The following is a 26,786-nucleotide window of genomic DNA, read 5'->3' as shown; positions in this document are numbered from 1 at the left end:
GGCTCTCATTTGGAGCTAGAAGGAGTGAAGCATGAATGAACCACAGAATGCTGAAACCGGCTTAGACGCTCTTCGAATGTCTTTTGCGAAATACATCGTCTTCTTTATCTGGCTTAATGTTCTGCTGGTCATCGCTGCAACAGCCTGGAACGCTTCTGCACCCTTGGCGTTGATATCCGGAACTGCTTTGCTGATTGGCGCAGCTGCAACAGGCACTTGGGTCAAGTTCGGAATAAAAGCTGAGACGAGGATTGCAACAGCAATTTCATTGGCTGTCCTGGTTTCTCTGCTGGTCGCCGGTTTGACCTCCGACAATGCGGCGACGTCCTATCAGCTGGATGCTCATATGTATTCCTTCGCTATGTTGGCCATTTTAGCGGGTTGGGTCGACTGGCGGCCTTTGGTTGCCTTTGCAGGCGTTGTCGTCGTTCATAATGTGGTCTTGAATTTTACTCTCCCTTGGGCCGTCTTTTCCAACGGGGCGGATTTCGGGCGCGTTATGTTTCATGCAACCGTTATTGTGATTGAAGTAGTTGCTCTTTGGTGGATTTCTGTTCAGTTGGAAACGGCTTTCAGGAGTTCCGATAAAGCACTGAATGAGGCCGAAGAAGCCCAAATGCTGGTGTCTTCCATGCAGCAGGCTGAGGTTGCCCGCATGGTTGAAACACGTGAGCGAGAAGAACACACAAGCAAGAAGATCGCAGGGTTCCGAAAGGACATTGGGGTCAAATTGTCTGCGGTTACTGAGCAAGTTCGTTCGATGCGCGATGCTTCCGAGGATCTGGGGGCCGTTGCCGAAGACACTTCTAACCGTGCATCTCTTGCAGCCGAAGCCTCTGATACAGCGTCTGAAAATGTTCAGACCGTTGCATCCGCCGCTGAAGAACTGTCCTCCTCCATTGGCGAAATTTCCAGACAGGTTGAACAGACTACTGAGATTGTGAACCGGGCAACGGAAGGGGCGCAGACAAGCAACCGAAAAGTGGCTGGGCTATCCGATGCCGCCAATCGCATTGGCGAAGTCGTTACCCTCATTCAGGCAATTGCAGAACAAACCAACTTGCTTGCGTTGAACGCAACAATCGAGGCCGCACGGGCCGGGGAATCTGGCCGGGGTTTTGCGGTTGTAGCTGCGGAGGTCAAGGAATTGGCGAACCAAACGTCTAAGGCTACTGAGGAAATCGGGGCGCAAATCTCAGCAATTCAGAATGAGACAAAGGAAGCCGTGGCCTCAATTGGGGCGATCACGGCTGAAATGGAAGAAGTCAACAAATACACTGCTGCTATATCGGCTGCGGTCGAACAGCAGGGTGCTGCAACGGATGAAATCTCGCGTAATGTGGCAGAGGCAGCGAATGGGACGGGTCTTGTCGCCTCTAATGTCGGTGGGTTGAGTGAGGCTGCTGAAAGAACGACGGATTCGGCATCCACGGTTGCCCAAACTGCAGAAGAAGTAGAGCAGGAAGCCCTGCTGATGCAGGCTTCTGTTGATGAGTTTCTAGCTGAAGCTGCTGCTTAAGGTCAGAGCTTTTGTTAAGAGACGCATGAAAATAGCCTGAAAAGGCTTGTTTGAACGCGGACTGGCTGTTTGGCTTATCAATTCGGTAGAAGCCTTGACCTAGATCGCCGGGAATGCAAAAGAGCGATCAACATTTCCTGCAGGAGCTCTCTAGCCCTACCCTAGGTCTTTCTCTGGTTGGCATCATCGCATTCATGACATCATCGGAAATCCCAGTTGACTCCGTTCTCTTGCTGGACTGCCTCAATGAGAAGCGGGCGCAGTATTTCTCTGAGCCTCAGGAGGTCTTGTCCTGCCGTGATCTCAGTCAGGTCAAAGCCACACTTGAAGCTGTTGAACGCGCCCAAAGACAGGGCTGTTACGTCGCTGGTTTTCTTGCCTATGAGCTGGGTTTTGCATTCGAAGAAAAGCTGAGGAGTGGCTGGCAGAACAATGGCGATTTGCTGGCATGGTTCGGAGTTTACGATCAGTCTGAGACTTTCAGTTTGAAAGAAACCCATCGCTTGCTTGCCCAAGCAGCAGGTGAGGAAAGTGCCAGCTTGGGCAGGTTGACTTTCGATTGGTCTGAAGCCGAATACGATCATGCATTCCAGCAGGCACAAAGGCATCTGGCACAAGGTTACATTTATCAGGTCAACTTGACGATGAATGCCCGTTTTTCGCATTCAGGGTCGTCGGAGGCTGCCTTCCTAAAGCTCTTGAACAGTCAGCCTGTTGCTCATGCCGCTTTTTTGAAGCTGGAAGACCGTGCGATCCTATCCTTGTCTCCAGAACTGTTTTTGGAGCAGCGAGGCCAGATGCTGCGGGCACGGCCCATGAAGGGCACAGCGCCCCGTGGGAATAAGCTTCTTGAAGATCGGCAAGTTGCCAGAGATCTTGCAAAAGACCCAAAGCAGCGGGCTGAAAACACCATGATTGTGGATTTGATGCGCAATGACCTGTCGCGCATCGCTGAAACCGGTAGCGTGAAGGTGACAAGCCTATGTGAGGTGGAGCGTTACAAAAGCTTGCACCAAATGACCTCCACGGTGGAAGCCAGATTGAAAGACGGCATTGGCTTTGCGCAAATCATTGCCAATCTATTCCCTTGTGGCTCTATTACAGGTGCGCCGAAACTCAGCGCAATGATGATTGCTAAGCGTCTGGAAGCATCTCCACGTGGCGTTTACACCGGCTCAATCGGCTATCTGCATCCGTCAGGCGACTTCAAGTTCAACGTGGCTATACGAACTCTTGTGTTGCGGGAGGATGGGGCCGGTGAAGTTGGGACGGGCTCAGCTGTCGTCTATGATTCAGGGGCCGTACCTGAGTATGATGAATGTCGGTTAAAGTTGAAGTTCATGACTGGAGAGAATGCCCCTTTCTCTTTGTTTGAGACCATGGCCTTCCTGCCGGGCGAAGGTATCCAGCTTTTTGAACGTCATATGAGGCGTCTTGGGGCATCCGCAGCTTACTTTGGTCGTGACTGCGATGATGAGGCCATCAGACAGGAGTTGAACTTACTTACGAAAGGATTTTCTGATCCCCGTAGAGTTAGGCTGGAGCTGGACGAGACCGGCAGCTGGACCATTTTAGACGAGGCCTTCAATCCGGTTGAACCTGAAACGGTATGGAATGTGGCTCTGATGTCAGAGGCCTATCCAGAGCCAAGAGTTTTCCTGTTCCACAAAACAACGAACCGGGCTTTTTACGACGAGACCCGTGCGCGTTGCGCTGAACAGACAGGATGCCAGGAGGTCCTGTTTGCCAATGAAAGCGGCTATCTGACCGAAGGCAGCTTCACAAATATCTTTTTGCGCAAGGACGGCAGGCTCCTGACACCTGCTCTCCACCACGGTCTGTTGCCAGGAACACTCCGGGAAGGCCTTCTGGAAACTGCGCTTGCAGAAGAAGCTGATCTGACTGTAGCAGATCTATATGCTGCAAAAGAGGTTTTCGTGGGCAATTCGGTTCGAGGGCTGGTGCGTGTGAGACTTATCGAAACGCCTGCTGGTGCTTTGCGAGACTCTGGGTCAGGGTCTTTGCCAGCTCATGACGTTTAGTTCCTGCCAATTTGCCTGCATTCTTTTTCCCTTCTCAGCATGAGTTTTGCTGTTGTCGAGCGTGTAATTGGGAACAATGCGCATAGCGAAAATATTGCTCAAGCCGAATGGGGCGTGGATGTCCAACTTTCCATCGTGTCTAAGCCTTGCGGCCACTGCATGGGTTTTTGCAGCATAGTTGGTCAGAGCCTCCATGGAACAGCTTAGCGGTGCATAGGGCTGTCCAAAGCGCTTCTCGTACCAAAGATGCACACGGGCTTGATTCCTGGTTTCCAGTTGACCTGCAAGGGATGGGAGCTTGGCCTCAACCTGCCTAATCACGATGTCTTCAGCCTCAAAGGACAGATCTGAGCCGTCGAAGTAGATGATGTCATAGTCCTTGATGCCATGGCTGGCTGGCCTGTCTGTCAGGGCATTCCAGACGGTTTGATAGATACCGCCCGACACAAGCCAGCTGTCTGGGAGCTCTAGATCGCGGATGCTTGTCAAAATAGCCATAAGAGAAGGCGTTTCAGCGATAATGGTTCTGATCGTTTCAAACCGTTCATCTTCAGAGGACAGGTAAGGGTCCCCAAGCCGTTCTCTGTTAAGGCGGCCAATATCATGAATTTTGATGGCAGGCATGGGGAATATCCGGTCAATGGCGAGCGGATCAAACTTACCTGATTCTCGGCATGCTAGCGATAGATTGCAGCGTAATGATGTGAAACTTGACGTTTGGAATTGGTTGCCCATCTACTCAATGAGAGTATACAGGAGAGAGCCTATGTTGTTCATACAGATCAAACCGTTGACACATGCAGCAGCATTGGGTTCGTGCGTTCTATTGGCGTCGACGGCTGCAAATGGGCAGGCCCGTCCTGACACAAGGGACATGACGTGTACTCAGGCGCAAGCTTTGGTCAAGCAACGCGGTGAAGTGGTGATGACAACAGGTCAATATACGTTTGAGCGGTTCATTGCTGACGCGCGTACTGCTATTCTCGCACGCCTCTCACGGGACCAGCCTATGCGCTGACGAAAGACAATAAGCAATGCGTTATCGGCAAGCGGTGCCGCGAGAACTTCAGGATTTCCGATTAAAGGGGCGTCCTGGTCCCGGAAGTAAAAAAACCGCCCCGGATTGCTCCAGAGCGGTTTTGCTGTAGGTGCCAATTAAGCCTTATGAGCTACGCAGGCTGCCGCCAGTCGCCTTTTGAACAGCTGCCACGACCTTCTTGCCGATGGCCTCGATCTCGTCGTCCTTCAACGTTTTCTGGGTGGGCTGCAGCGTGACATCGATGGCGAGTGATTTTTGATCGTCAGCGATACCTTTACCTTCATAGACATCAAACAGAGTGACATCTGTGATTAGTGCCTTATCGGCGCTGCGTGCTGCTTTCAGAAGCGTTTCTGCAGTCACGTCTTTCCCGACAACAAATGCAAAATCGCGTCGAACCGGCATCAAGTCGGAGGCGTTCAACGCGCCCTTGGAGCGGCCTGGCTTTGCCTTCGGCTGTGGCAGGTTATCGAGATAGATCTCAAATCCGACCAAAGGCCCGTCGATATCAAGAGCGGCCAAGGTCCGGGGATGGATCTCGCCAAAGACGGCCAGGGTGTTCTTTGGGCCAAGCTTCAGGCAGCCGGAGCGACCGGGGTGGAAGCAATCAGGCGTATCTGTGTAAATCTGAAGCTTTTCTACTGGTGCCCCAATCGCAGCAAGAGCTGCCAGAGCATCGGCCTTGGCATCGAAGACGCTGACGGCCTCAGACGATCCGGACCAATGACGTCCAGAGCCGTTTACAACGGCAGTGCCACGGCGAATGGCTGTTGCCACCATTCTTTGATCTTCTGGCTTGTCACCCGCAAAAATCTGGCCGACCTCAAAGAGGGCAACATCCGGGGTGCCACGATCCGCATTGCGCTGCGCTGCCATCAACAAGCCGGGCAGTAGGCTAGGCCGCATGTCGGACATGTCGGATGAAATCGGATTGGCCAGGCTGAGTTCTGGTTGTCCGCCGCCGAAAGCTTTGGCTTCTTTTTTTGAAACGAAAGACCAGGTCACTGTCTCATAGAGACCCCGAGCCGCCAATGCGCGGCGTGCCTTGCTGCGGCGTATCTGGCCTGGTGTCAAAACTTTCGTTCCAACGCTGCCCGCGCGTGGCAGAGGCATGGAAGGTATGCGATCAAGTCCGAGGATGCGGATGACTTCTTCAACCAGGTCAGCCTTACCTTCAATGTCAGGGCGCCAGCTTGGAGCCGCCACTTTGGCAGAAGAGCTGGTTCCGGAAACCCAGAAGCCAAGTGATTTCAATACAACGTTGATTTCTGGCACCGATGCGTCGATGCCGGACAGGCGCTTCACTTCGAAATAAGGGAACTCGATGATGTTGGTTTCATCCGGAACTTTCCCGGTGAGAACAACCTCGGAGGCTTCCCCGCCGCACAGGTCCATAACCAGTTTCGTCGCAGCTTCCAGACCCGGAAGCATGTAATCAGGGTCAACGCCGCGCTCAAACCGGTAACGTGCGTCGGTGTTGACACCGAGCCTGCGACCTGTTGCGGCAATGCCATCTTCATCCCAAAGCGCGGATTCGATCAGCACATCGATCGTTCCCTCGGTACATCCTGAAACTTCCCCGCCCAGAATTCCGCCGAGGCTTTCAAGGCCATTGTCATCTGAAATCACACAGACGTTTTCATCAACTGTGTATGATTTTCCGTTGAGCCCTTCGATGGTCTCGCCTTGAACGCCGCGGCGCACAACCAGATCGCCCTTGACTTTTGAGGCATCAAAGACGTGCAGTGGGCGGCCTTGGTCGAAGGTCATGTAATTGGTGATATCAACGAGCGTGTTGATTGGGCGCAGATCCAGCGCCAAAAGACGATCCTGCATCCACTTGGGTGAAGGTCCGTTCTTCACGCCTTTGACGAGGCGCAAACCGAACGCTTTGCAAAGTGGCTTTGTGTCACCAAACTCGAATTTCACACCGGTTGGACAAGGGAATGTGCCACGAATCTGGTCGTGGCGACGTTCTTTCAACTTGCCGATTCCAGTCGCGGCCAAATCGCGGGCTATCCCGTAGACGCCTGTGCAATCAGGACGGTTTGGCGTCAATCCGATTTCAATGATCGGATCGCTCAAGCCAGCCCATTCTGCATAGGCCACACCAACAGGTGCATCGGCCGGAAGATCGATAATGCCATCATGTTCTTCTGATAGCTCAAGCTCCCGTTCGGAGCACATCATGCCGAAGCTTTCCACGTCGCGGATTTTTCCGACTGACAGTGTGATGTTGAGCCCAGGCACATAGTCTCCAGGGCAACCAAGGACACCGACAAGCCCGGCACGGGCATTGGGAGCGCCGCAAACGATCTGTACGGGCTCACCTTCGCCGGTATCAACCTTGAGCACCTGCAGGCGATCAGCATTCGGATGCTGTTCTGCTTCGAGGACCTTGGCGATCTTGAATGCGGACAGCTTCGCAGCACGGTCTGCGACGTCTTCGACTTCAAGCCCGATCATCGTCAATTTTTCGACAATTTGATCAAGGCTCGCGTCGGTTTCGAGGTATTCCTTCAGCCAGGACAGGGTGAACTTCATGGGTTTGCTCTTTGTCTTTTGGTCAGTGCAGGGCACTGCGAATTTGCGATTTGATGGCCGCGCTGGAATGTCTATTTGTCGTGAAAGCGATCAATTTCGGGGAGCGGCGATGCGTTGGCATAATTTTCAGCAAATCGACGCCCGATTCCAGAAAGCTCGTTTGTCCACCCGACAACCAGTTCGGGGGTCACGTCCTGACCTGTAGCAATCACCTGTGCAGCTTCCGCTTCAATACGATCTCGCAGAATACCGAGTTCGATCTGTGCTGCATATTCCGCGCGGTATTTGCCAAGCCATCCAAGGGAAATCACCCCAACCATTAGCAACAAGGCGATGGAGGTGGCCAGGCTCGCCCACTTCGCCGTTCCCTTGATTTTGCGATCACTTGCGACCAAGACAATCGACACGATGGTCAGGAAAGAGACTATGTAGATCGCTGAGAGAAAGCTGTTGTATTTCTCGGAAGCGGATTCTTCATGAGATGCGCGAAGGCCGGTTATCCGGTCCCGCAGATAAAGAAGGGCATCTGCCTGAGTTCCGAGTTTCTCGCGGAAATAAGCGTCACAGAAACGCAGCCGGCCACGGGCTTCGATTTTATCTGCGCAGGATTCCAGAAAAGAGGTCGGCGTTGCGACGCGTTCAGAGGTGTCTTTGACCTGTGCCAGAGCAGGTGAAAAACATGCAACGCAGAGCGACGTGGCGAGAAGAGCGGCGGCAATCAGGCGGCTGATCATCGTCATATTGATTCAGGCCTTCTAAGGATCATGGAAGAGGCGGCTTGCTAAGGGCGTTATGTAGAAACGCCACCGAACAGGGTTGGCAGGTCGAGAGGGCGAAAACCATAGTGCTTGATCCAGCGTGCATCTCCGTCAAAGAAGGCGCGAAGATCCGGCATGCCGTATTTCAGCATTGCAAGGCGGTCGATTCCGATGCCCCAGGCAAAGCCCTGATAGACGTCCGGGTCAAGACCGCAGTTGCGCAAGACATTGGCGTGGACCATGCCACAACCGAGGATTTCCATCCAGTCGCTGCCCTGTCCGATTTTAACTTCAGCGCCGGACCGGTCGCACTGCACATCAACTTCCATCGACGGCTCAGTGAACGGAAAGAAGCTTGGACGGAAACGAAGCGTCACATTGTCCACCTCGAAGAACGCTTTTAGGAATTCTTCGAGCGTTCCTTTCAGGTGTCCGATGTGGCTGGTCTTGTCGATCACAAGGCCTTCGACCTGGTGGAACATTGGCGTGTGTGTCTGATCGCTGTCACAACGATATGTACGGCCAGGGATGATGACGCGGATAGGCGGTTCCTGGTTCCGCATTGTGCGGATCTGAACCGGTGACGTGTGTGTGCGCAACAGCAAACGCTCGCCGTCTTCCTTCTCGTTGAAGAAAAACGTGTCATGCATTTCGCGGGCAGGATGGCCTTCCGGAAAATTCAGGGCCGTGAAGTTCAGCTCATCTGTTTCGATGTCTGGACCTTCGGCAATGGCAAAGCCCATATCAGCAAAGATCGCTGTCAGTTCATCAATCACCTGGCTGACCGGGTGAATGCGACCGGTCTCGGCAGGGCCTGAGCGCAGCGGCAAAGTTACGTCAAGGCTCTCGCTCGCAAGGCGGGCTTCAAGAGCCGCTTCAGCCAGAACGTTCTTGCGTGAGGCAATTGCGTCTGCTGCGCGTGCCTTGAGGCCGTTCAGGGCGGGGCCCATGGTCTGGCGCTCTTCGGGGCTCATCTTGCCGAGCGTTTTCATTTGCTCGGAAATGCTGCCTTTCTTACCGAGAGCAGCCACCCGGACGTCTTCCAAAGCGGCCTCTGTCGCGGCAGCTTCGATAGCAGCGAGAATTTCGGTTTCGAGTGTATTTAGATCGGACATGAGTGCTCAGTCTATCGTGCTGCGCTAACGCGCATTTGGCGGTCGAAAGTGAATTCGTTCGGTCTTTTACCAGAATTGCAGCCTGATGCCACGCCCGCTGTGAATTATCTCACTCGAGGTGGCCCGGAAAATTTGAAAAGGTCAAAGATGCTGTTGTTAATGCTTCAGTCCTCAAGGCTTTCTAAGTCTTAAAGAACGTTTGCTCAGCTTCAAGACTTCTTGACGAATTCGGTCAGGATCACGATGCGCTGGTCATTGACGCGGCCTTCGATGTGCTCAGCATTGTCATGAACAAGCGAAATATTACGCACAGCGGTGCCGCGTTTGGCCGTAAAACTCGCGCCTTTGACCTTTAGGTCCTTGATCAGGGTGACAGTGTCTCCGGCCACAAGCACCGCACCATATGTGTCCTTGTGAATGATGGCATCGTCATCAGCCGCCGCATGGGCGTCTGCAAGGCCAGCTTTGGCCCAGACCATTGTCTCATCTGCCAGGTACAGCATGTCCAGCAGATCAGCGGCCCATGTCTCTACGGAAAGACGGTTCAGCATCCGCCAGGCGATAACTTGAACAGCTGGCACCTGGCTCCATGCGCTGTCATTCAGGCATCGCCAGTGATTGGTATCCGTTGCTTGCGCCCCTGAAATCTGACCGGCGCATGTTGAGCAAGACAAAACTGAGCTGTCTGCATCGTTTTTTGTTTCAGGTCCAACAGTGTGAGCTGACAAGTCTTCAGTTGCGCCACAAAGTTCACAAACGCCACCAGAGCGCTCCCGCAATTGGGTTTCCGTGTTCATTGTGGGCTCCTGACAGCGAGACTGAAGTCGTCATCTGAGTTGACGAGATGCGTTAAATAGGAAGTTCAGATATTTGTTTGACATCGCAGGCCTGAGGATGCCTCAGTCTTCCATTTTAAGGGCCTGAATAAAGGCTTCCTGAGGAATTTCCACGCGACCGAATTGACGCATCTTTTTCTTACCAGCCTTCTGCTTTTCCAGCAGTTTCCGCTTACGGGTAGCATCGCCGCCATAACACTTGGCGGTCACGTCCTTGCGCAGGGCGGACAGGGTTTCACGGGCGATCACCCTACCACCAATGGCAGCCTGAATCGGGATCTTGAACATATGCCGCGGGATCAGCTCTTTCAGCTTTTCGACCATCGCACGACCGCGACGCTCTGCCTGGCTGCGGTGAACCAGCACGGACAATGCATCAACCGGCTCTTCGTTGACCAGAATGGACATCCTGACCAGATCGCCTTCGCGATATTCAGTGATGAGATAGTCAAAGGATGCGTAACCCTTGGAGATAGACTTCAGGCGATCATAAAAATCGAACACGACTTCATTGAGCGGTAGATCGTAGGTCAGCATTGCGCGGCTGCCGACATAATTGAGGTCCACCTGTAGGCCACGACGATCCTGACACAGCTTCAAGATACCGCCAAGGTAGTCGTCCGGTGTCATGATCGTTGCGCGGATCCAAGGCTCGCGAATTTCCGTGATCTTGACCACATCGGGCATATCCGCGGGGTTGTGGAGTTCGACATTGCTCTCGTCGGTCAATGTCATCTGATACACCACGGACGGGGCCGTTGCGATCAGGTCGAGATTGAACTCGCGCTCCAGCCGCTCCTGGATGATTTCCAAATGTAAGAGGCCAAGGAACCCGCAGCGAAAGCCAAAGCCGAGCGCAGCGGATGTTTCCATTTCAAAGGAGAAGCTTGCATCGTTGAGACGCAGCTTTCCCATTGCAGCGCGTAGGTCTTCAAAGTCATTGGCATCGACCGGGAACAATCCACAGAACACAACCGGCTGTGCAGGCTTGAAGCCGGGTAGAGCGTCCGCGCACGGCTTTTTGTCCAGTGTGATGGTATCGCCAACGCGCGTATCAGCAACTTCTTTGATCGATCCGGTCAGGACGCCAATTTCGCCAGCTTGCAGGGCATCGACCTGAAGGAACTTCGGCGTCATCACGCCGACCCTGTCGACGTCATAAGCAGCACCGGTGCCCATCATTTTGATCTTATGGCCCTTTTTCAAGGATCCGTCGATAACGCGAACCAGCACCATCACCCCGAGATATGTATCGTACCAGCTGTCGACCAACATGGCCTTCAGGGTCGCATCAGGATCGCCTTGTGGTGATGGCAGTTTTTCGACGATGGCTTCCAGAACGCTGTCTACGCCAAGGCCGGTTTTGGCCGAGATCATGCAGGCTTCAGAGGCGTCTATACCGATGACATCCTCTATCTGTTCCTTGATCCGGTCTGGCTCGGCAGCGGGCAGATCGATCTTGTTGAGGACCGTGACAATCTCATGGTCATTCTCAATGGCCTGATAAACGTTCGCTAGCGTTTGTGCTTCCACTCCCTGACTTGCGTCAACCACAAGCAGTGAACCTTCGCACGCAGCCAGAGACCGGGAGACTTCATAGGCAAAGTCAACGTGGCCTGGGGTGTCGATCAGGTTCAGTATATATTGCTGACCGTCCTTGGCATCATAGATCAGTCGCACTGTTTGCGCCTTGATCGTGATGCCGCGTTCGCGCTCGATATCCATGGAATCGAGGACCTGTTCGGTCATGTCGCGGTCGGTCATGGTTCCCGTCATCTGGATCAACCGGTCGGCGAGCGTAGACTTGCCATGGTCAATGTGAGCCACGATGGAGAAGTTGCGGATATTGGAAAGTGCTTTGGTCGTCATTCGGCTCGTTTAGCACTGCAAATGCAGATCGCAAAGAGATTTGGTGCTTCAATCGTGGTCAAACAGCCGATTTTTGAGGAAAGCGAAGTGTTATGATCAGCAAAGAGCTTACTCAGTGGTAAGATTGTCCTTCAGGATTCGGCCAAGGAGACGGCCTTCGGTTGCGATTTCATTGGCAAATTCGAGCAGATGACCTTCTTCCAGAGCCTTCCGTTTACGCACAACCAGTGCGATGTCACGATGCAATGGTTCGAGGTCTGTCGGGCGAATTTCGACAAGGCGGCCGTCGGCCAAAGAATCGGCAATGGCTGAGCGGACAAAAAAACCGATGCCTTCACCTGCCTCAATCAGACTCCTGCCGGGATTTGTCGGCAGCTCAACCTGGATTAACGGTGACTGCGCCAGGGACGTTGCCGCTGTTGGTGCAACCTGCCACCAATTGAGATGAAGATAGCGGGGGGCTTTGTCGAGGATGTCGTTGAAGGAAGGAGTTAGGCCGAGTTTCTCTGAAAGGGCAGGTGAAGCCACCAGAGGTGCGTCTTCACGGATGATCAGCAGGGGTTCAACATTGGTCAGCAGAGGATCTAGATTAGGCCAGCAAATCACCGCCAGTTCGACATCTCTCTCATGCAGCATGGTTGCGATCTGATTGTGGCGCCCTTCGCGGATGATAACGTCAATCTCTTTGTGGCGCCTTTGAAACCGCAGCAGTGCCTTGCTGACCATTGGCATGATCATGGTGGATAGGGAGCCGACGGCAATGCGGCCGCGCTCGGCCCGCCGAAGTGTTTCCCTTGCTTCTTGCAGAACACCGAGCATACGCCGACAATAGGGCAGGAACCCAAGCCCTTGATCTGTCAATTGAACCTGCCGTCCGCGTATGAACAACTGGGCACCAATGTAAGCTTCCAGTGCTCGTATGCGCATGGAAACAGTCGCTTGGGTGACGTTCAGGCGGGCGGCAGCTTTGGTGAAGCTGCCGTCGCGCACGACCCGGTCAAAGGTTCGGAGTTGATCGATATCCATATTGGGCTCGGGTTTGTTTGGCATCAAGATTGCTTATATTATAGATCATTTCTTTTTGAATATTGTGATGTAAATTTAAGTTTCCAATATCAAGCGAGTCTAATGATGCACCTGCGCAACGCAACCGAGGCTGATCTGCCTGCGATCCTGGAGATCCACAATGATGCAGTTCGCAATCTTGATGCAATCTGGTCAGATAAACTTGAAAGTCTGGACACCCGGCGCGACTGGATGAGGGAGCGGCTGGATGCTGGCTTCCCTGTCATCGTTGTTGCCGATGAAGACAATGGAGTGCTTGGTTTCGGGTCTTACGGGCCGTATCGGCCAAAGGATGGCTATCGGTTTACCGTTGACCATTCGGTCTATGTTGCAGCATCTGCTCAAGGACGTGGTGCCGGGAAAATACTGATGGCTGCGCTGATCGAAAGGGCCAGGACTGGAGGGTTCCACGTGATGGTAGGAGGGATCGATGCCGGGAACACGGTTTCGATCAAGTTTCATGCGGCCTTTGGTTTCAAAGAAGCAGGCAGGTTGCCTCAGGTTGGCGCAAAGTTTGGTCGTTGGTTGGACCTTGTTCAAATGGCTCTTGTTCTGGATGACAGGGAAAGGCCGCCGGCGAATTAGGTTGATGCTAATTCGCGGTCAGGATTTGTTTGCAGCTCGGCGGGAGGGCCGCCAGTGCCATTGGTTTCTTTTTCACGACCTTCGTCGGCTTGCCGGGGGTCTTTGGTTTTTTGGGAACCCAGGGTTCGTCTGACAACCAGTATGTAAGTTGCTTGCCACAACCATCACCTGGAGGCGGTGGGTTCTGGTTCTTGCAGCCTTTGCTGTCTTTTGGGCAGGCCAGGCGAACATGGAAATGATAGTGATGTCCCCACCAGGGACGCACAGTCCGGAGCCATGAGCGGTCACGGCCTTTTTCAAAGTCGCAAAGAGCTTTCTTGATCGCTGGGCTGACGAAAATCCTCGCGACACGCTTGTCACTGGCGGCCCGTTTGATCAGCCGTGCCCGGGAGTCGGTCCACTTCCTTGGGTCGACCGATCGGTCCGCATTCTTGATATCCATTGGCCCCTTCAGCATCGACACGGCAGAAATGTCTTCCCGTTCCTGTCGTGTCAGGGTTCTGTTCGGCATTTCAGTCAGCCAGATGTCTGCATCTAACCCAATCTGGTGACTGGCGTGGCCTGATAGCATCGGGCCGCCCCGGGGTTGAGCCAGGTCACCGACCAGCAATCCACGCCATCCCAGAGCTGGAGCGTCTTGTGCCAGATCCTCCAGAAACCGGATCAGTTCCGGGTGCCCCCAGTTTCGATTGCGCGACAGACGCATAACCTGCCATGTTGCTCCGCTTGCGGGCAATGCAGTGCCACCAGCAAGGCAGCCCTTGGCATAGGATCCGATGGAGCGTGCTTTGAGCGGGGCTGGCCCGGTCATTGCCCCAAAATAGACCTTTGCCGGTTGATCATCGCGGAGAGCCAAATGCTTGGCGTTGCTTCTGGGGGCTCTGTAATTCGCGGGTACCTTTGCCTTGCGGGCTGGCACGGGTACGGCCCAGGTTCTGATGACTGATGCAGCCGCGGACGACATAGAACTGCTCGGCTTGGCCGCTGGGGTGGACGAGGTGGCGTTGGCGTGCGAGGCAAGGGTCGAGGCTGCAATCAGGCCCATTATGATCACGCGTGCAAACGATGCGATTGGTTTCACGTCACCAGGTCCCCAAATTGATTCGACCAAAGGGTGCCGTCCATTTGTGACCACGGCAAGGCTCAATTCAAGGGATCAAGAGCCTTTGGAGGTAACGAGCATGTCCGCGATATCATCCAATAAAACGGTCTGGTCCCGGATAATCCTGTCGGCGGCTCCATTCAGTTTCATGATGTTCCCGGGGCGTGCATTGTCCAGGGCTTCCGATTCTGCTGGAATTTCGCCATTGATCCGTATGTACCGGGTTTCTCCGAGATCGGTAAACATACAGTCCGCGGCGTAACTTGCCGTTTGAGATTGCCCATCAGAAATAATGGAAAGGATTGGTACGCCGTTCGATGGCAGCATCCAGCCAAGGGCGCCCCAGCCGGACGCCTCTTTGAAGCTGAAAGGGCGCTCTGGCGCGCGTCCTGTTCCAAGCGATATCAGGGTTATGTCTTCCGCGGCCCAGCCAAGCTTGCGCGCTTCGATATAGGCGGCCATGGCCGGGTCATTCATGAAAACGCCTCCGTCAATAAGAACGTCTTCGGCACCTGTGGTCAGGTTCTCTGCCTTGGCTGGTTCAAAAAACGACGGCGCGGCTGTCGTGGCGCGCACGGCTTGCCAGAAGTAGTAGTCATTCGTCTTCCCGCCATCATGCTGCCGCCCGTTTGTCATGAAGACGGCGTTGCGCTTTTCTATGTCATAGGCAGTCAGGACCAGATGGGTCAGTGCGCTTGCCATGGACGTCCAGCCAAAACGCTCTTTCAGCAGTTTCTCAAACGGTCGTTCGTCGTATCGCTCGTCAAACAGGCCAAAGGGGTTGGTCACAAAACGGGCGAGACGCTTTCTGATCGAATGGGTGAAAATGTCCTGTGCGTCGCGTTCGTAAAAATCACGCAATTCGCTGATGGTCGCTGCGGCTTCTCCTCTGGCGCCGCCGGGCTTGGGAGCCGACAGGCCTGCCGCGATCAGGCCGCCGGTCGAGGTGCCGCAAATCAGATCGAAACATTGATGCATTGGTATATTTGCGCCGCGATGGGCCATTCGGCTTTCAAGGCTTTCCAAAATTCGTAACGGAATAAGTCCGCGCATGCCGCCGCCGTCAATCGACAGGATAAAGTGTTTCTTTCGCGCCATAGTACCCTCGCTAAGTGAGGCAAATTGGAAAGCGGATTTACATCACGCCAAGCGAATGTAAGTCCGCATCCCTGAAATTGCGATACCACATAGGCATGTCTGTTTGATAAAGTGACGATGCCAGGAGCTCGGATTTCGTTCCAGGCGATCATGAAACGTCTGTTTGCCATGCGTACAATGGATCATCAAACCTGAACAATCGTTGCCAATTGAGCTGCAAACATTCTAGGGTTGGATAAACCCATCAACGAGATAACGGACATTTCCATGAATATCGACCTGCTGCGCCGCCTGTGTGAAACCCCTGGTGTTCCTGGTCACGAACATCGTGTTCGCGAAGTGATCCTGTCCGAGATTGAGGGCCTTTTTGACGAGGTAACAGTTGATCCCATGGGGTCTCTGCTGTGTAAGCGGAAGGCTCGGAAAGCTGCGAAAAAGGGTGAAGAGCCGAAGAAGGTCATGCTGCTTTGTCATATGGATGAGATTGGCTTTTTGGTCTCCCACATCACGGAGAAGGGGTTCCTTCATGTGCAGCCTGTTGGCGGGTTTGATCCGCGCAATCTGTTCTCACGCCGCGTTCTCGTTTCCACCGATGAGGGAGACTACAAGGGGGTTATGAACCCGGGCGGGCGACCGCTCCATATTTCCTCACCTGAAGAACGCAAGAAAGTGCCAGAACCTGCTGATTTTGTCGTTGATCTGGGGCTTGATGAATCAACCAAGGACAAAGTCAGAATCGGTGATATGGTCACCATGGACGAGCCGTTGATCGAGATGGGCGACAAGATCGTTTCCAAGGCTCTCGACAATCGAATTGCCTGCTGGCTCGGCATTGAGGCGATCCGTGCATTGGGTAAGTCCAAGCATGCCTGCGAGATCCATGTTGCGTTCACGTGTCAGGAAGAGGTCGGATTACGCGGTGCTCGCACAGCAGCCTTTGCGATCAAGCCTGACATCGGGCTTGGAGTGGACACCACGCTTGCTTGCGATACGCCAGGTGTGCCGGAGCAGGACCGCACTACGGTTCAGGGGGCAGGGTTTGGCCTGCATGTGAAGGATTCAAGCTTTATCGCAGATCGGGCATTGGTGAAGGAAATCGAGGCTCTTGCCACCAAGGAAGGTATTCCGTTCCAGGTGACTATGCTGAAAGCTGGTGGACAGGATGGAGCAGCTGCGCAACAGGCCGCTGCAGGTGCCAAGGCTGTCGGCATCGTTGTTGGCACACGCTATATTCACACGGTGACCGAGATGATCCATCGCGACGACCTTCAGGCCGCCTGCGATATTCTGGCTGCATTCTTGAAAAAGACCTGATCGACTGTGATTTAGGCTAATCCGGCGATCAGGTTTCCGACCTGGTTGCCGGTTCCTGCATAGAGCGAACTGACTGACGCGCTCTGATAACTGGCGCTCGCATTGCCGACATTTGCTTCAATGTTGGTTGCGCTTGCAGATCTGGCCGAAAGCCCTGTTGCGCTGTCATAGGAAATCCGGTCGTAGGATACGAATTTGGCAGAAACCGTGTTGCCGCCAATTTCAGCTTCCAGGGTGGTCGTAGAAATTGTCGCACTTTCATACGAAGTGTTTGTGGAGCTTGATGTCGACGTTTCCTCAAGGCCGAGGGCTGTCTTCAAGCGTCCCGCTGTCTTCTGGTAATCTTCGACTTTCGCGAGCGCTTTTCTTTCGCTTTCGGCATCGCTTTCGCCTCTGCCCATCTGCACAGCTGTCTGCAGAGCGGCGATGACACCCGCATCTTCCTGGGCTTTTTTCGAAGCGGCTTCCAGAACACTTGGTGCAGCAGCGAGTGCTTTATTTCCGTCGGTCGATCCTTCATCAGCCTTGCCAGACGCTCCACTTTTTGTGGACGTCGTCAGAATGCTGGTGCTCTGGGTCGTTGTTGCAATGGAAAGCTGCATGTACGCCTCGAACGTCAGGTGGCTAGGAAAAGCTGACAATCACCTTCGGTGTAATACATTAAGAAACTTTTAATATTTGATCATGCTGCAAACGCTTGTTTTCCTAGATTTTTGGTCAAGAAACGCCCGCCGAGAACCATGCCGCGCTCGTCTATACTGTGCCCAAGTCCTTCCAGCATGTGGCTCTCAACCAAGGCTCCAGCATTCTCAAGAGCGCCTTGGGAGGTCGCTAGGTAATGCGGGTCTACAATGTCATCATCGGCGCCATGGACCAAAAGCACAGGTGATGCTGTCTGGATGCCGGAGACCTGATCAGGCCCGGTAAGTAGTCCTGAATAGGCAAGAAGAGCTGCTGGGGGCTTTTGCCTGCGAAGACCAATTTGAAGCGCCATCATTGCGCCTTGGCTGAAGCCGACAATGGCCAGTGCAGTCTCGTCTAGCTTCAGGCGTGTGAGTTCTGCATCAAGAAAGCGATGAAGGCCAGGCGCAACGGCTTCCGCGCCCAACCGGTATTCCCGCATGTCTCGCTCATGAAGAGGGAACCATTGACGGCCGCCCATCGCTTCATATGGCAAAAATTCCGGAGCATCAGGGGCGACGAAGGCTGCATCCGGCAGGTTGCCTGCCCAAGCCCGTCCGAGGTCAATCAGGTCATCGCCATCGGCTCCGTAGCCATGCAGGATGATGACAAGCTTTTGTGCAGGTTCGCCGGTGGCCGGCTCAATGCGCGGGCCGTCTAGCTTTGAATTCGTCATTGTTGAACCAACTGCCAGAAAACCAATAGATAAACTTGCCATGCACGTTAAGGAAAAGGAGCATATACAGCGCAAGGCGCTATTGCTCAATGGGATCATGCGCCGTTCTTGCGGGTTCAGAACTGCGCTTGGATCTCATCGTGTGCAGGCTATTCAGCAGCAACAAGTGCTGGCGCTTGCCATTCTCCGTTTTCAATTTCCTCGATTTGCTTGTCGATCTGTTCGACAACGTAACGAGAAAATGGTCCAAGGTGCACGTAGAGTGCGATCATCATCATGACCGGCTTGATGGCTTTGAAATTCCGGAAAGCTGTGAAGGCGAGAGTGCGCCAGAACGGACCTCGGTAGGACGTGTGAGTGAATGTCATTGCCCAGATAATCTTGCCGAACATTTGGAGGTCGTGAAGAAATCCGCCGCCGATAATATTGCCGTTTTCACCTTCCAGATTAAGCATGCTTGCAACCTTGCGTACTCTTCCGAAATAGGCATCTGGCGCATAAATCCGATCGACTATTTCACGATAATCCTTGAGGATTGCGACCCGTTCACGCTGTGGCTCAAAATTCAGGCCGGAGGTGCACTGGTCGCCGAAGTCGTCGGCTGCATCAAATTCTTCGAACCCGCTGTGAAGCCTGCCTTCTTTTTCCAAGCGCCGTGTCAACTGGGTGTTGGGAAGCGCGAACAACAATCCGGCCATTGAAACCGGGATGGCCGCTTCTTCGATCAGGGCCGTGATTTCATTTGCTACATGATCGCTTTCTTCGTCGAAGCCGACAATGAAGCCTGCCAGCACCCAAATGCCAGCCTCATAAATTTGGTGCACGCTCTTCGCGATATCCCGGCGTGTGTTCTGTTTTTTGCTGGTTGCCACGAGAACAGCCGGATCAGGGCTCTCGATGCCTATGAAGACAGAGAAGAACCGGGCTTCCTGCATCATCTTGAGCAGGGCTTTGTCATCGGCAAGGTTGAGCGATGCTTCGGTTGACATTTCGAACGCATTATTATGCGCCTTCTGCCATTTGATGAGTTCCGGCAAAAACGCCTTCACGGCTTTCTTGTTGCCGATCAGATTGTCATCCACGAAATCGACATGGCCGCGATAGCCAAGCTCATAGAGCCGGTCGAGTTCGGCCAGCATCTGTTCGTTTCTCTTCGTACGTGGACGGCGCCCATAGAGTTCGATGATGTCGCAGAACTCGCAAGTAAATGGGCAACCTCGAGAAAATTGAACGTTGACCTGAACATAATTCTTGAAGTTTAGCAGGTCAAAACGCGGTATCGGGCTGGTGGTTACATCAGCCTTGAATTTTTCGGCGGTAAACGTGCCCGAGCGCTCCCCGCGTTCCCAGGCCTCGATGAATTTTTCCAAAATACCCTCGGCTTCACCGAGGACGCGAAAGTCTGCTGATTCATAAACGGGGGGACTGGACGTCGCATCCGGGCCGCCAACAGCAACAGGAATACCCTTTTCCTTACACATTTTGATGATGTGCAGACTATCTGCCTGCTGTGGCAGCATACCGCCGGAGAAGACGACATCGGCCCACTCCAGGTCGGCATCTTCGAGTTCGTCTGTATTACGATCTACCAGACGAACATCCCAGCTGTCCGGTAACATTGCTGCAACGGTGATCAAACCAAGAGGCGGAGCTGGATATTTGGCACCGACCATTTCGCAAGTTGCACCGTAGTTCCAAAAGGAGCCGGCGCTAAAGCGTGGGTAGACGAGTAGAACATTGCACTTTGAATGCGTCATTCGATCGTGTGCCTCTTAATTCAAAATGTATTCTCAAAACTGCGACGTAGCGTAGTCTAACAAGAAATACCTACGGAGATAGGGAAACATGAATTCAGGCAAAATAAAAGGGCGGTCGTGCCGCCCTTTCGATTTGTGGAAGACTGTCTTCCTATTAGAGAACCGTTAGATCTTCAGCCATTACAGTACCTCGGCGCCACTCAACGTCATAAGCGACCATTTGGCCTTCCTTAAGAGTGTCGATGCCGGACCTGCGCAGGGCCTTGATGTCGACGAAGATATCTTCGCCATCTTCTGGTTCGATCCTACCGACTCCGCGGCTGTTATCGTACCATTTCACATTGCCATGTTGCATGGACTTCTACTTTCTAGTCTTACGTACTCAAATCGTCTTTGGCGTGGGAGATCTACTCCGTGTTTTCGACGCCTTGATGACAGGAATGATTGAAATATCTGCGCCAACCTTTGGGAGACCACAGCTTGCTTAATCATTTCGCAAACATGTTAACGTTACGTTATTCATGTTTATCGCTGAAACGTTAAGCTCGGTGCCAGCTTATAAATTCTCATCGGCAACCGTCTTTACAGAAATTAAGGTAGGAGCGCCTTGCCGCAATTACAAGGGGCGCCCCTGCAATGCTGTCGCAGAGGCTTTTGGGAGTACTTTTATATCAATAGGGTAGAGTATTGCCGCTTTGGTTGGACTGCAGGCCGACTTGGGCCATCCTAGAGAATATACAATCTTATTTGTATGTTTTCGAGCTAGCGTTCAAGCTCTCCTCGAATGACATAACGCAAGATGTCAACGACTTGGGCTGATGTCTCAGCAACTGCAAGGGCTGCGCCATCGATCTCTTTGAGTGGATGGGTAAGCGATGGGTCGTGCAAAACGATCAAAGATTTTCCAAGCGCTGCAGCATATCCAGCATCGAACGCGGCGTTCCATTGCTTGTACTGATCGCCGAAGCGAACAACGACAATGTCCGACTTTTCGATGAGTGTTCGTGTCCGGATGGCATTCACTTTGGCGCCTTTGTTGTCGTACCAGAACTTATTGTCTTCATGGCCAAGGATGTGCGCACCGCAATCATCGCTGGCGCTATGGTTGGTCACTGGTGCGGAGAATGAAACGGGCATGCCGAGTTTCTCGACGCCTTCCCTGATCTGTTCCCGCCAGTCAGTATGAATTTCGCCTGACAGATAGACGGACCAATTTGACATGTTTATCTCCCTCAAAATGACCTCTTGAACCTTCGGGGCAAGCTGCCGGGAAAACCATTGGCTTGTCAACGAACGTTGGCCGATGCGGTTTGGATAAACAAAAAACGCCCGCAGAAAGTTGCGGGCGTTTCTGTATTCTCATGCTGTATGTTGAGCGGGTGTTAAGCTGCGCGAACTTGGGACATGAAGTCGTGCATCGCATTGCGCAACTGCATCGAACGCTCGTGCAGCTCTTCGACTGAATTACGCATGTCCGAGCTCATATCACCTGTTCGGCTAGCAGAAGAGCTAACTTCGGAAATTGACTCTGAAACACCTCGGGTGCCGCCTGCTGCCTCAGACACATTGTTTGCGATTTCACTCGTTGCAGCGTCCTGCTGCTCTGCTGCAATTGCCATTTGAGAGCTACGATCTGCAATGGAACGAACCATCTCCGCAACGCTGGCCGTGGCTGTTATGCTGTCATCTGCTGCTGTGCGCATTTCCGAAATCTGGCGGTCGATTTCTTCGGTTGCATTCGAGGTTTGTTCTGCAAGCGCTTTCACTTCGGAAGCAACGACGGCGAAACCTCTGCCAGCTTCTCCAGCTCGTGCAGCCTCAATGGTTGCATTCAGCGCCAAAAGGTTGGTCTGCGCAGCGATGTCAGTGATCAGGCTGGTGACGTCACCAATTTTAGCAACGACCTTCTGCAGTGTTGTAACCGCTTGATTGGAACGCTCGACCTCGGAGGAGGCGTCATCCGCCAGTTTGGAGGATTCGCGAACCTGCTGGCTTATCTCACGAATGGAAGCGGATAGTTCTTCAGTTGCGCCTGCAACAGTGTTGACGTTTCCGGTTGCTTGCTCGGCGGCTGCTGACACAGAAAGTGCCTGCTGTGTAGTGCCTGTGGCAATATTGAAAAGTTCGCCGGATTTTTCATTCAAGCTGTCGAGAGACTGGATGATTTCTTCGCTGACACCCATGACTGTGCGCTCAAACTCACCTGCGACACGATCCATTTCTTCTTTTTTCTCGCGGATTGTCGTTTCTCTCTGCTGCGCAGCGCCGTCTTCCAACTCTCGGGTTTTGATCAGGTTTACACGGAAGATGCCAAGGGCCTCTGCCATTGTTCCGATCTCGTCGGAGCGTTTGCCGAATTCGATTTCCTGGTCGACATTGCCCTTGGAGAGGCTTTCCACAATGTTGCATAAGCGAACAAGAGGGCGTGAAACGAGCTGGTTATTAATAACCCCCATCAAGACGGCGAATACGGCAATTAGGATGGCGCTTGTCAATGCGATGAGCTTCACAAGTTGAAGTTCCGAGTTCTGCATCGAAAGATATGTATTCTTCTTTGAGTCTAGAGCTTGGGCGAGCTTCATGCTCGTGGAATTGACAGCCGTCATGAGCCGATGGTTTTCTGGCGTTAATTCCAATGCACGCGCCATGTCGACAGTTTCGGGGGTACGCATGAAGTTGATTTGCTTTTGAGCAAAGGTATTGAACCACTCAGACCATGCAGCTTTCATCGCTTCCAATGAGGCAACATCTTCTGGTGCATGCTCAGTTAGAGTTGCACGAATTGTTTCGAATTTGTCTGTTATGGAAGCAGACATGGCTGTCGACTGATTGAGCCAATTGCGGTCGCCGGTCAGAAGAAATGTTTTCAATGACAGCGCCTGATCCAAAATGGATCGCTCAAGCTCCAAAGTGCTGGCTGTGACATCAATAATTTTTGATGCGACGGTCACCTGGTTCATGGCTCCGACTGTTTTTGTGTAAGATACTCCGCCAGCAACAGCGCCTATCAAGGCGAGTATTAAAAAAGCGGCGGCGCCTTTCTTGGCGACAGAGATGTTTCCGAGCATGATTTGCCTCTTAAAATTCTAAATTAGCTTGCGGGCGCGTTGCGGCGCTGCAGCTCGGTTAGGTTGATCTCGACAGTGACAGCGCCGATTGCCTTTGAAGATGCTTGGTCCGACAGAGTCATATTGAGCTGAGCCCGCCAGATTTTCCGATCTTCGTCCCATTCTGCTTCGTCGATAAAAACGGCGTCAGAAGCAATAGGGAACGTTTTCTGGAACTTGCCTTCGTCACCCTGCCAGTAATCGCCGGTGATCGCGCTCTGACCGACGTTCAAGCCGTTTGCATCCATTACGAAGATTTCCGTATAGAGGCCGGTGCTGCCTGCCTGAACGCGCAAAAGGTAATTCGAAAGAGGGGCACTTAAAGTGGCGGATATCAGGGGCTTGTCGTCGACTTCGCGCTCTGCCCGCCATTGCTTGTCCAAGGCGTCAATCTTGCCTTGATCCAGCTGACCTCGAAGTTCGTTCTGTGTTTTAATTGACAAATTGACGATCGGATTCCCAAGCCAGCCTCGAACTTCTTGAATAAACTCAGGAGACACTAGCTTATTGGGGTCAGGTGCTGTCGGCTGAGCAAATGCAGTCGCGGGGGCCACAAAAGTGAGGATGGAAAGCATATAGGTCGGTAACAACTTCTGCATCTCAAGGTGCCTCTTTGCGATTGGCAAATTCATGATGACAAAATTTGCATCATTACGAGATGACCTTACGTTCGAATGCTTAAAGATTTATCAAAATAAGCAGATGAAGTATTTTTTTGAAAGTAAATTGTTGAATAAGTTGGCTAAAAATGTAGCAAATTAGAATATGTAGGTATTTCTGTATAGTTTTAAGTTAGAGTTTATTTCTAGTTTATATTATCACTATTACGTTATTTTAATGAGGTTATTCAAGGCAGTGCGATAATTTCTAAAATAGAAGCTATAATTTAGATCAATTTTTACACGCTTATTCGATACTCTTTTGTTCTCACCATAAAAAGTTCGCGCCATTGGTGTGAGGTCTGCTGTCTCGAACGGGATTTCTGGCGGTGGTGTAATGCCTAATAGCTTGGCAGCGTAAGTAATCACGTCCTGTGGCGGGGCAGGTTCATCGTCCGTGACATTGTAAATGCGGGTATTCGGCTCACGCATGGCAACGTCCAGTATGCCTGTAATGTCGGCGACATGGATGCGGTTAAAGACTTGGCCGGGTTTGATCAATCGCCGAGCTTTTCCCTTTTTGAAATTTTCAAAAGCATTGCGACCTGGGCCATAAATGCCCGATAGGCGGAAAATTTGAACGGCAACATCATGTTCGGCGGCGAACTCCAGCCAAGACTTTTCTGCTGCCACCCGCTGGATTGAACGCTTGGAAACCGGTCTGCAAGGCGTGTCTTCATCCACCCATGCCCCATCATGATTTCCATAGACGCCGACGGTAGACAAATAGCCGATCCATTTTGGATGAGCTGCTGCTATGTCAGTGCCATGGTGGATCAATACAGGATCCCCTGTCTCATCCGGGGCAATGGATATCAGTACGTGTGTGGCTTGCGCGAGGGCTTGAGATATTTCAGCGCTTGGAGACTTCCCGTCAAACAGGAAAGCCTCAATCCCATCTTCACGCAGGAGAGCTGCTTTTTCCGGCGAGCGGGTCGTGCCACCGATCCAGTCGAATTTGCTCCTCGATTTGTCGATAAATGCCTTAGAGGAATATCCGACGCCAAAAACGAACAACCGCATGGAACTGCCTTTAAGTGATTGACTTCGGGTTCGGACCCATAAAATTGCAGGCACTGGTCGATCCGAAGGACGATGAGCCTGTTGCTGAGGTCTGCGTCAGAGCTTTTGACCTATGCAAGGCATAGCACTTCAAGCTTTTCCTACTCCCCCTTTGCAGGTTCAAAGCCAGTGGATCCAATTTTATGAGTTCGTCCCCTAGAGATCAAGGTTCTTACGGCGGATTTCATAGAGAGAGATGCCGGTCGCGACTGCGAGATTGAGACTATCAGCTTCACCGACCTGCGGTATTCGGATCAATGTCTTACAGGCGTTGGCCATATCGTCGCCAAGCCCTTTTTGTTCATTGCCCATGACCAGAAGCACAGGCTCACTGTAATCGGGTGTGCGATAGTCAACTGAGCCCTTCAGGTGCGTTGCCGCAACCGTTCCGGGCCAGCTTTGCGCTATTTTCTTGAAAGTCTCTTCGGTGGTTTTCACCAAGGGAACATGAAACAGAGATCCCATGGTCGCCCGGACAGCCTCAACGGCAAATGGATCGGTGCAATCGCCCACCAGGATAACGCCGGTTGCGCCGACTGCGTCCACTGTCCGGATGATCGTGCCCAGGTTTCCAGGATCGCGAACACGGTCGAGGGCAACCCAAACCGTCGCAGCCGCAGGGTCAATGCTTTCGATGTCTTGTAGCCGCTGCTCATAGACACCGACAACCATCTGCGGATTGTCCTTGCGGGTCATGGCAGACATGACAGCCGTGTTGACTTCCAGGATCATCGCGCCTTTTGCTTTTGCAGTCGCTGCGGCTTTCTGGGCAATCCGGTTTTCTCGTGCTTCGGGCCCCAGGGCCAGGTAGCGAACCTCCCAACCGGCCTCAATTGCATCGGTTGCAAGCTTCAGACCTTCAGCGACGAACAATCCTGATTGTGTTCTTTGCTTGCGCTGTGAAACCAGCCCCTTGATTTCCTTGACGATAGGGTTCGAGTGGCTGGTGATTTGCTTCACTGCGCCCATGCGTCGGGATTTTTCAGATTGGCTCATCTGCTGCTCCATCGAGAGAACAGAGACGTTGACAGTGCTCGCTTGCTGTTTTCTTCCCGGATCACCAGTTCTCCTGATTCCAAAAGCCCGCCCTGTTTGGAGAGAGTTTCAGCCATGAGTTCATGGATCGAAACGAAACTGGAGCGGATTGCGTAAGCCGTCAGGATCATGAACAAGGCATCTTTTGACAGGAGTTTCTGAAGGCTGTCCAACATTCCGGGGAGACTGGTGTAGAGATCCCAAACCTCTCCCTTCGGGCCACGGCCATATTTCGGCGGATCCAGAATGATGCCGTCATATGTGTTGCCGCGTCGTACTTCTCGTGCAACGAACTTTGAGGCGTCCTCGCAAATCCATCGGATCGGCAGATCATCCAAGCCAGATAGGGCCTGGTTTTCGCGTGCGTAAGCAATTGCTTTTTTGGAGGCGTCGACATGGGTCACATGTGCACCATCGACTGCAGGCAGCAGGGATGCCAATCCAGTGTAGCCAAAGAGGTTCAGGATCTTCAGCTGCCTTTTGGGCTGTCTGGCTTTTTCTTCCCTGATTTTTTCACTCACCCAATCCCAATGGGCAGCTTGCTCAGGGAAAAGGCCGACATGGCGGAACGACATAAAGCGGCCCACATAGCTCACAGCGCCATAGGACATGTTCCAAGTCTCGTCGACATTGCCTGAGAATTTCCACCGTCCAGGGCCTTCCTCGTCGGTGTCGCCGGTAAAGACTGCGTCTGCGCGCTCCCAAACGGACTGATTGAGCATTGGTTGCCCCATCGCCTGAGGCTCTGGCCGTACGATTGTGTATTTGCCGTAGCGTTCCAGCTTACGACCTTCTCCCATGTCCAGAAGGCGATAGTCCTTCCAGCCCCGGTTTTCCAGAATAACTGGCCAGCGTTGAGTGGGCGTTTTGCCAAAGGACGGCAGCGCGGTGCCGGAGGTGTTGTCCGTCAAGATCTAGCTCAT

The 26,786-nt window shown here is 52.8% G+C and carries 24 protein-coding genes; 5 read left to right on the top strand and 19 right to left on the bottom strand.

Annotation, left to right across the window (positions count from 1 at the left end; translation table 11 throughout):
• Positions 1-31: 31 nt before the first annotated feature.
• Both V6575_RS19415 and pabB read left to right on the top strand, forming a co-directional pair.
• The gene (locus V6575_RS19415; RefSeq protein WP_340276693.1) at positions 32-1,519 is read left to right on the top strand and encodes a methyl-accepting chemotaxis protein; all 1,488 of its coding nucleotides are present in this window, start codon (positions 32-34) and stop codon (positions 1,517-1,519) included.
• A 113-nt stretch (positions 1,520-1,632) separates the two neighbouring features.
• The gene (gene pabB, locus V6575_RS19410; RefSeq protein WP_340276691.1) at positions 1,633-3,561 is read left to right on the top strand and encodes an aminodeoxychorismate synthase component I; all 1,929 of its coding nucleotides are present in this window, start codon (positions 1,633-1,635) and stop codon (positions 3,559-3,561) included.
• On the opposite strand, the gene V6575_RS19405 is transcribed toward pabB, so the two are convergent.
• Positions 3,532-4,185 carry a nucleotidyltransferase family protein gene (locus V6575_RS19405; protein WP_340276690.1) on the bottom strand — a complete coding sequence of 218 codons (654 nt, stop codon included), beginning with the start codon at positions 4,183-4,185 and terminating at the stop codon, positions 3,532-3,534. The genes pabB and V6575_RS19405 overlap by 30 nt on opposite strands.
• Positions 4,186-4,327: 142 nt before the next feature.
• Between V6575_RS19405 and V6575_RS19400 the strand changes: the two genes are divergently transcribed.
• Complete coding sequence (locus V6575_RS19400; protein ID WP_340276689.1) at positions 4,328-4,579, top strand: hypothetical protein; 252 nt, start codon at positions 4,328-4,330, stop codon at positions 4,577-4,579.
• A gap of 144 nt (positions 4,580-4,723) precedes the next feature.
• Here the strand turns inward: V6575_RS19400 and pheT are convergent, their stop codons facing one another.
• The 6 genes from pheT to V6575_RS19370 form a co-directional block, all read right to left on the bottom strand.
• Positions 4,724-7,144, bottom strand: a complete 2,421-nt coding sequence (pheT, locus tag V6575_RS19395) for a phenylalanine--tRNA ligase subunit beta (protein ID WP_340276688.1) — start codon at positions 7,142-7,144, stop codon at positions 4,724-4,726.
• Positions 7,145-7,215: 71 nt separating this feature from the next.
• On the bottom strand, positions 7,216-7,884 hold the full coding sequence (locus V6575_RS19390; protein ID WP_340276686.1) for a phenylalanyl-tRNA synthetase subunit alpha: 669 nt from the start codon (positions 7,882-7,884) through the stop codon (positions 7,216-7,218).
• A 50-nt stretch (positions 7,885-7,934) separates the two neighbouring features.
• On the bottom strand, positions 7,935-9,017 hold the full coding sequence (pheS, locus tag V6575_RS19385) for a phenylalanine--tRNA ligase subunit alpha (RefSeq protein ID WP_340276684.1): 1,083 nt from the start codon (positions 9,015-9,017) through the stop codon (positions 7,935-7,937).
• Positions 9,018-9,226: 209 nt separating this feature from the next.
• A complete protein-coding gene (locus V6575_RS19380) occupies positions 9,227-9,814 on the bottom strand; it encodes a PhnA domain-containing protein (RefSeq protein ID WP_340276683.1) in 588 nt (195 codons plus the stop codon).
• 102 nt (positions 9,815-9,916) lie between these two features.
• Complete coding sequence (gene lepA / locus V6575_RS19375; protein ID WP_340276681.1) at positions 9,917-11,722, bottom strand: translation elongation factor 4; 1,806 nt, start codon at positions 11,720-11,722, stop codon at positions 9,917-9,919.
• Positions 11,723-11,830: 108 nt separating this feature from the next.
• Positions 11,831-12,748 (bottom strand): LysR family transcriptional regulator, encoded by a 918-nt coding sequence (locus V6575_RS19370; RefSeq protein ID WP_340276679.1) that lies wholly within the window; start codon positions 12,746-12,748, stop codon positions 11,831-11,833.
• A 102-nt stretch (positions 12,749-12,850) separates the two neighbouring features.
• Between V6575_RS19370 and V6575_RS19365 the strand changes: the two genes are divergently transcribed.
• Positions 12,851-13,372, top strand: coding sequence for a GNAT family N-acetyltransferase (locus tag V6575_RS19365; protein WP_340276677.1), 522 nt, complete (start codon positions 12,851-12,853; stop codon positions 13,370-13,372).
• Positions 13,373-13,379: 7 nt separating this feature from the next.
• Here V6575_RS19365 and mepA read toward each other — a convergent pair whose 3' ends face one another.
• Positions 13,380-14,453: a penicillin-insensitive murein endopeptidase gene (gene mepA, locus V6575_RS19360; protein WP_422785608.1), complete on the bottom strand. Its 1,074-nt coding sequence runs from the start codon at positions 14,451-14,453 to the stop codon at positions 13,380-13,382.
• Between the two features lie 75 nt (positions 14,454-14,528).
• Positions 14,529-15,572, bottom strand: coding sequence for a patatin-like phospholipase family protein (locus V6575_RS19355; protein WP_340276675.1), 1,044 nt, complete (start codon positions 15,570-15,572; stop codon positions 14,529-14,531).
• A gap of 267 nt (positions 15,573-15,839) precedes the next feature.
• On the opposite strand from V6575_RS19355, the gene V6575_RS19350 reads away from it, so the two are divergent.
• Positions 15,840-16,886: a M42 family metallopeptidase gene (locus tag V6575_RS19350; protein ID WP_340276674.1), complete on the top strand. Its 1,047-nt coding sequence runs from the start codon at positions 15,840-15,842 to the stop codon at positions 16,884-16,886.
• 11 nt (positions 16,887-16,897) lie between these two features.
• Here the strand turns inward: V6575_RS19350 and V6575_RS19345 are convergent, their stop codons facing one another.
• From V6575_RS19345 to V6575_RS19300, 10 genes are all read right to left on the bottom strand, one after another.
• Positions 16,898-17,488 carry a hypothetical protein gene (locus V6575_RS19345; protein WP_340276672.1) on the bottom strand — a complete coding sequence of 197 codons (591 nt, stop codon included), beginning with the start codon at positions 17,486-17,488 and terminating at the stop codon, positions 16,898-16,900.
• Positions 17,489-17,568: 80 nt separating this feature from the next.
• Positions 17,569-18,243 carry an alpha/beta hydrolase gene (locus tag V6575_RS19340; RefSeq protein WP_340276670.1) on the bottom strand — a complete coding sequence of 225 codons (675 nt, stop codon included), beginning with the start codon at positions 18,241-18,243 and terminating at the stop codon, positions 17,569-17,571.
• Between the two features lie 149 nt (positions 18,244-18,392).
• Positions 18,393-20,000, bottom strand: coding sequence for a B12-binding domain-containing radical SAM protein (locus V6575_RS19335; protein ID WP_340276669.1), 1,608 nt, complete (start codon positions 19,998-20,000; stop codon positions 18,393-18,395).
• A 154-nt stretch (positions 20,001-20,154) separates the two neighbouring features.
• Positions 20,155-20,355: a cold-shock protein gene (locus V6575_RS19330; protein ID WP_340276668.1), complete on the bottom strand. Its 201-nt coding sequence runs from the start codon at positions 20,353-20,355 to the stop codon at positions 20,155-20,157.
• A 407-nt stretch (positions 20,356-20,762) separates the two neighbouring features.
• A complete protein-coding gene (locus V6575_RS19325) occupies positions 20,763-21,221 on the bottom strand; it encodes a YtoQ family protein (protein ID WP_340276667.1) in 459 nt (152 codons plus the stop codon).
• 161 nt (positions 21,222-21,382) lie between these two features.
• Entirely contained in the window at positions 21,383-23,068 is a 1,686-nt protein-coding gene (locus V6575_RS19320; RefSeq protein ID WP_340276666.1) for a methyl-accepting chemotaxis protein, read from the bottom strand.
• A 23-nt stretch (positions 23,069-23,091) separates the two neighbouring features.
• The gene (locus V6575_RS19315; protein WP_340276665.1) at positions 23,092-23,706 is read right to left on the bottom strand and encodes a hypothetical protein; all 615 of its coding nucleotides are present in this window, start codon (positions 23,704-23,706) and stop codon (positions 23,092-23,094) included.
• 225 nt (positions 23,707-23,931) lie between these two features.
• Positions 23,932-24,789 (bottom strand): SDR family oxidoreductase, encoded by an 858-nt coding sequence (locus tag V6575_RS19310; RefSeq protein ID WP_340276664.1) that lies wholly within the window; start codon positions 24,787-24,789, stop codon positions 23,932-23,934.
• 195 nt (positions 24,790-24,984) lie between these two features.
• The gene (locus tag V6575_RS19305; RefSeq protein ID WP_340276663.1) at positions 24,985-25,824 is read right to left on the bottom strand and encodes a TrmH family RNA methyltransferase; all 840 of its coding nucleotides are present in this window, start codon (positions 25,822-25,824) and stop codon (positions 24,985-24,987) included.
• Positions 25,821-26,774: a class I SAM-dependent methyltransferase gene (locus V6575_RS19300; RefSeq protein WP_340276662.1), complete on the bottom strand. Its 954-nt coding sequence runs from the start codon at positions 26,772-26,774 to the stop codon at positions 25,821-25,823. Before V6575_RS19300 ends, V6575_RS19305 begins: the two co-directional genes overlap by 4 nt.
• Positions 26,775-26,786: the final 12 nt, after the last annotated feature.

Source organism: Roseibium algae, assembly GCF_037783265.1.
Classification (GTDB): Bacteria; Pseudomonadota; Alphaproteobacteria; order Rhizobiales; family Stappiaceae; genus Roseibium; species Roseibium algae.
The sequence above is the reverse complement of the archived record's forward strand: the minus strand, read 5'-3'. Positions and strand labels throughout refer to the sequence as shown.

Coding starts and splice junctions, on each gene's coding strand:
- V6575_RS19415 (WP_340276693.1), top strand. CDS start 32: ATGAATGAACCACAGAATGCTGAAACCGGCTTAGACGCTCTTCGAATG.
- pabB (WP_340276691.1), top strand. CDS start 1,633: ATGCAAAAGAGCGATCAACATTTCCTGCAGGAGCTCTCTAGCCCTACC.
- V6575_RS19405 (WP_340276690.1), bottom strand. CDS start 4,185: ATGCCTGCCATCAAAATTCATGATATTGGCCGCCTTAACAGAGAACGG.
- V6575_RS19400 (WP_340276689.1), top strand. CDS start 4,328: ATGTTGTTCATACAGATCAAACCGTTGACACATGCAGCAGCATTGGGT.
- pheT (WP_340276688.1), bottom strand. CDS start 7,144: ATGAAGTTCACCCTGTCCTGGCTGAAGGAATACCTCGAAACCGACGCG.
- V6575_RS19390 (WP_340276686.1), bottom strand. CDS start 7,884: ATGACGATGATCAGCCGCCTGATTGCCGCCGCTCTTCTCGCCACGTCG.
- pheS (WP_340276684.1), bottom strand. CDS start 9,017: ATGTCCGATCTAAATACACTCGAAACCGAAATTCTCGCTGCTATCGAA.
- V6575_RS19380 (WP_340276683.1), bottom strand. CDS start 9,814: ATGAACACGGAAACCCAATTGCGGGAGCGCTCTGGTGGCGTTTGTGAA.
- lepA (WP_340276681.1), bottom strand. CDS start 11,722: ATGACGACCAAAGCACTTTCCAATATCCGCAACTTCTCCATCGTGGCT.
- V6575_RS19370 (WP_340276679.1), bottom strand. CDS start 12,748: ATGGATATCGATCAACTCCGAACCTTTGACCGGGTCGTGCGCGACGGC.
- V6575_RS19365 (WP_340276677.1), top strand. CDS start 12,851: ATGATGCACCTGCGCAACGCAACCGAGGCTGATCTGCCTGCGATCCTG.
- V6575_RS19355 (WP_340276675.1), bottom strand. CDS start 15,572: ATGGCGCGAAAGAAACACTTTATCCTGTCGATTGACGGCGGCGGCATG.
- V6575_RS19350 (WP_340276674.1), top strand. CDS start 15,840: ATGAATATCGACCTGCTGCGCCGCCTGTGTGAAACCCCTGGTGTTCCT.
- V6575_RS19345 (WP_340276672.1), bottom strand. CDS start 17,488: ATGCAGCTTTCCATTGCAACAACGACCCAGAGCACCAGCATTCTGACG.
- V6575_RS19340 (WP_340276670.1), bottom strand. CDS start 18,243: ATGACGAATTCAAAGCTAGACGGCCCGCGCATTGAGCCGGCCACCGGC.
- V6575_RS19335 (WP_340276669.1), bottom strand. CDS start 20,000: ATGACGCATTCAAAGTGCAATGTTCTACTCGTCTACCCACGCTTTAGC.
- V6575_RS19330 (WP_340276668.1), bottom strand. CDS start 20,355: ATGCAACATGGCAATGTGAAATGGTACGATAACAGCCGCGGAGTCGGT.
- V6575_RS19325 (WP_340276667.1), bottom strand. CDS start 21,221: ATGTCAAATTGGTCCGTCTATCTGTCAGGCGAAATTCATACTGACTGG.
- V6575_RS19320 (WP_340276666.1), bottom strand. CDS start 23,068: ATGCTCGGAAACATCTCTGTCGCCAAGAAAGGCGCCGCCGCTTTTTTA.
- V6575_RS19315 (WP_340276665.1), bottom strand. CDS start 23,706: ATGCAGAAGTTGTTACCGACCTATATGCTTTCCATCCTCACTTTTGTG.
- V6575_RS19310 (WP_340276664.1), bottom strand. CDS start 24,789: ATGCGGTTGTTCGTTTTTGGCGTCGGATATTCCTCTAAGGCATTTATC.
- V6575_RS19305 (WP_340276663.1), bottom strand. CDS start 25,824: ATGAGCCAATCTGAAAAATCCCGACGCATGGGCGCAGTGAAGCAAATC.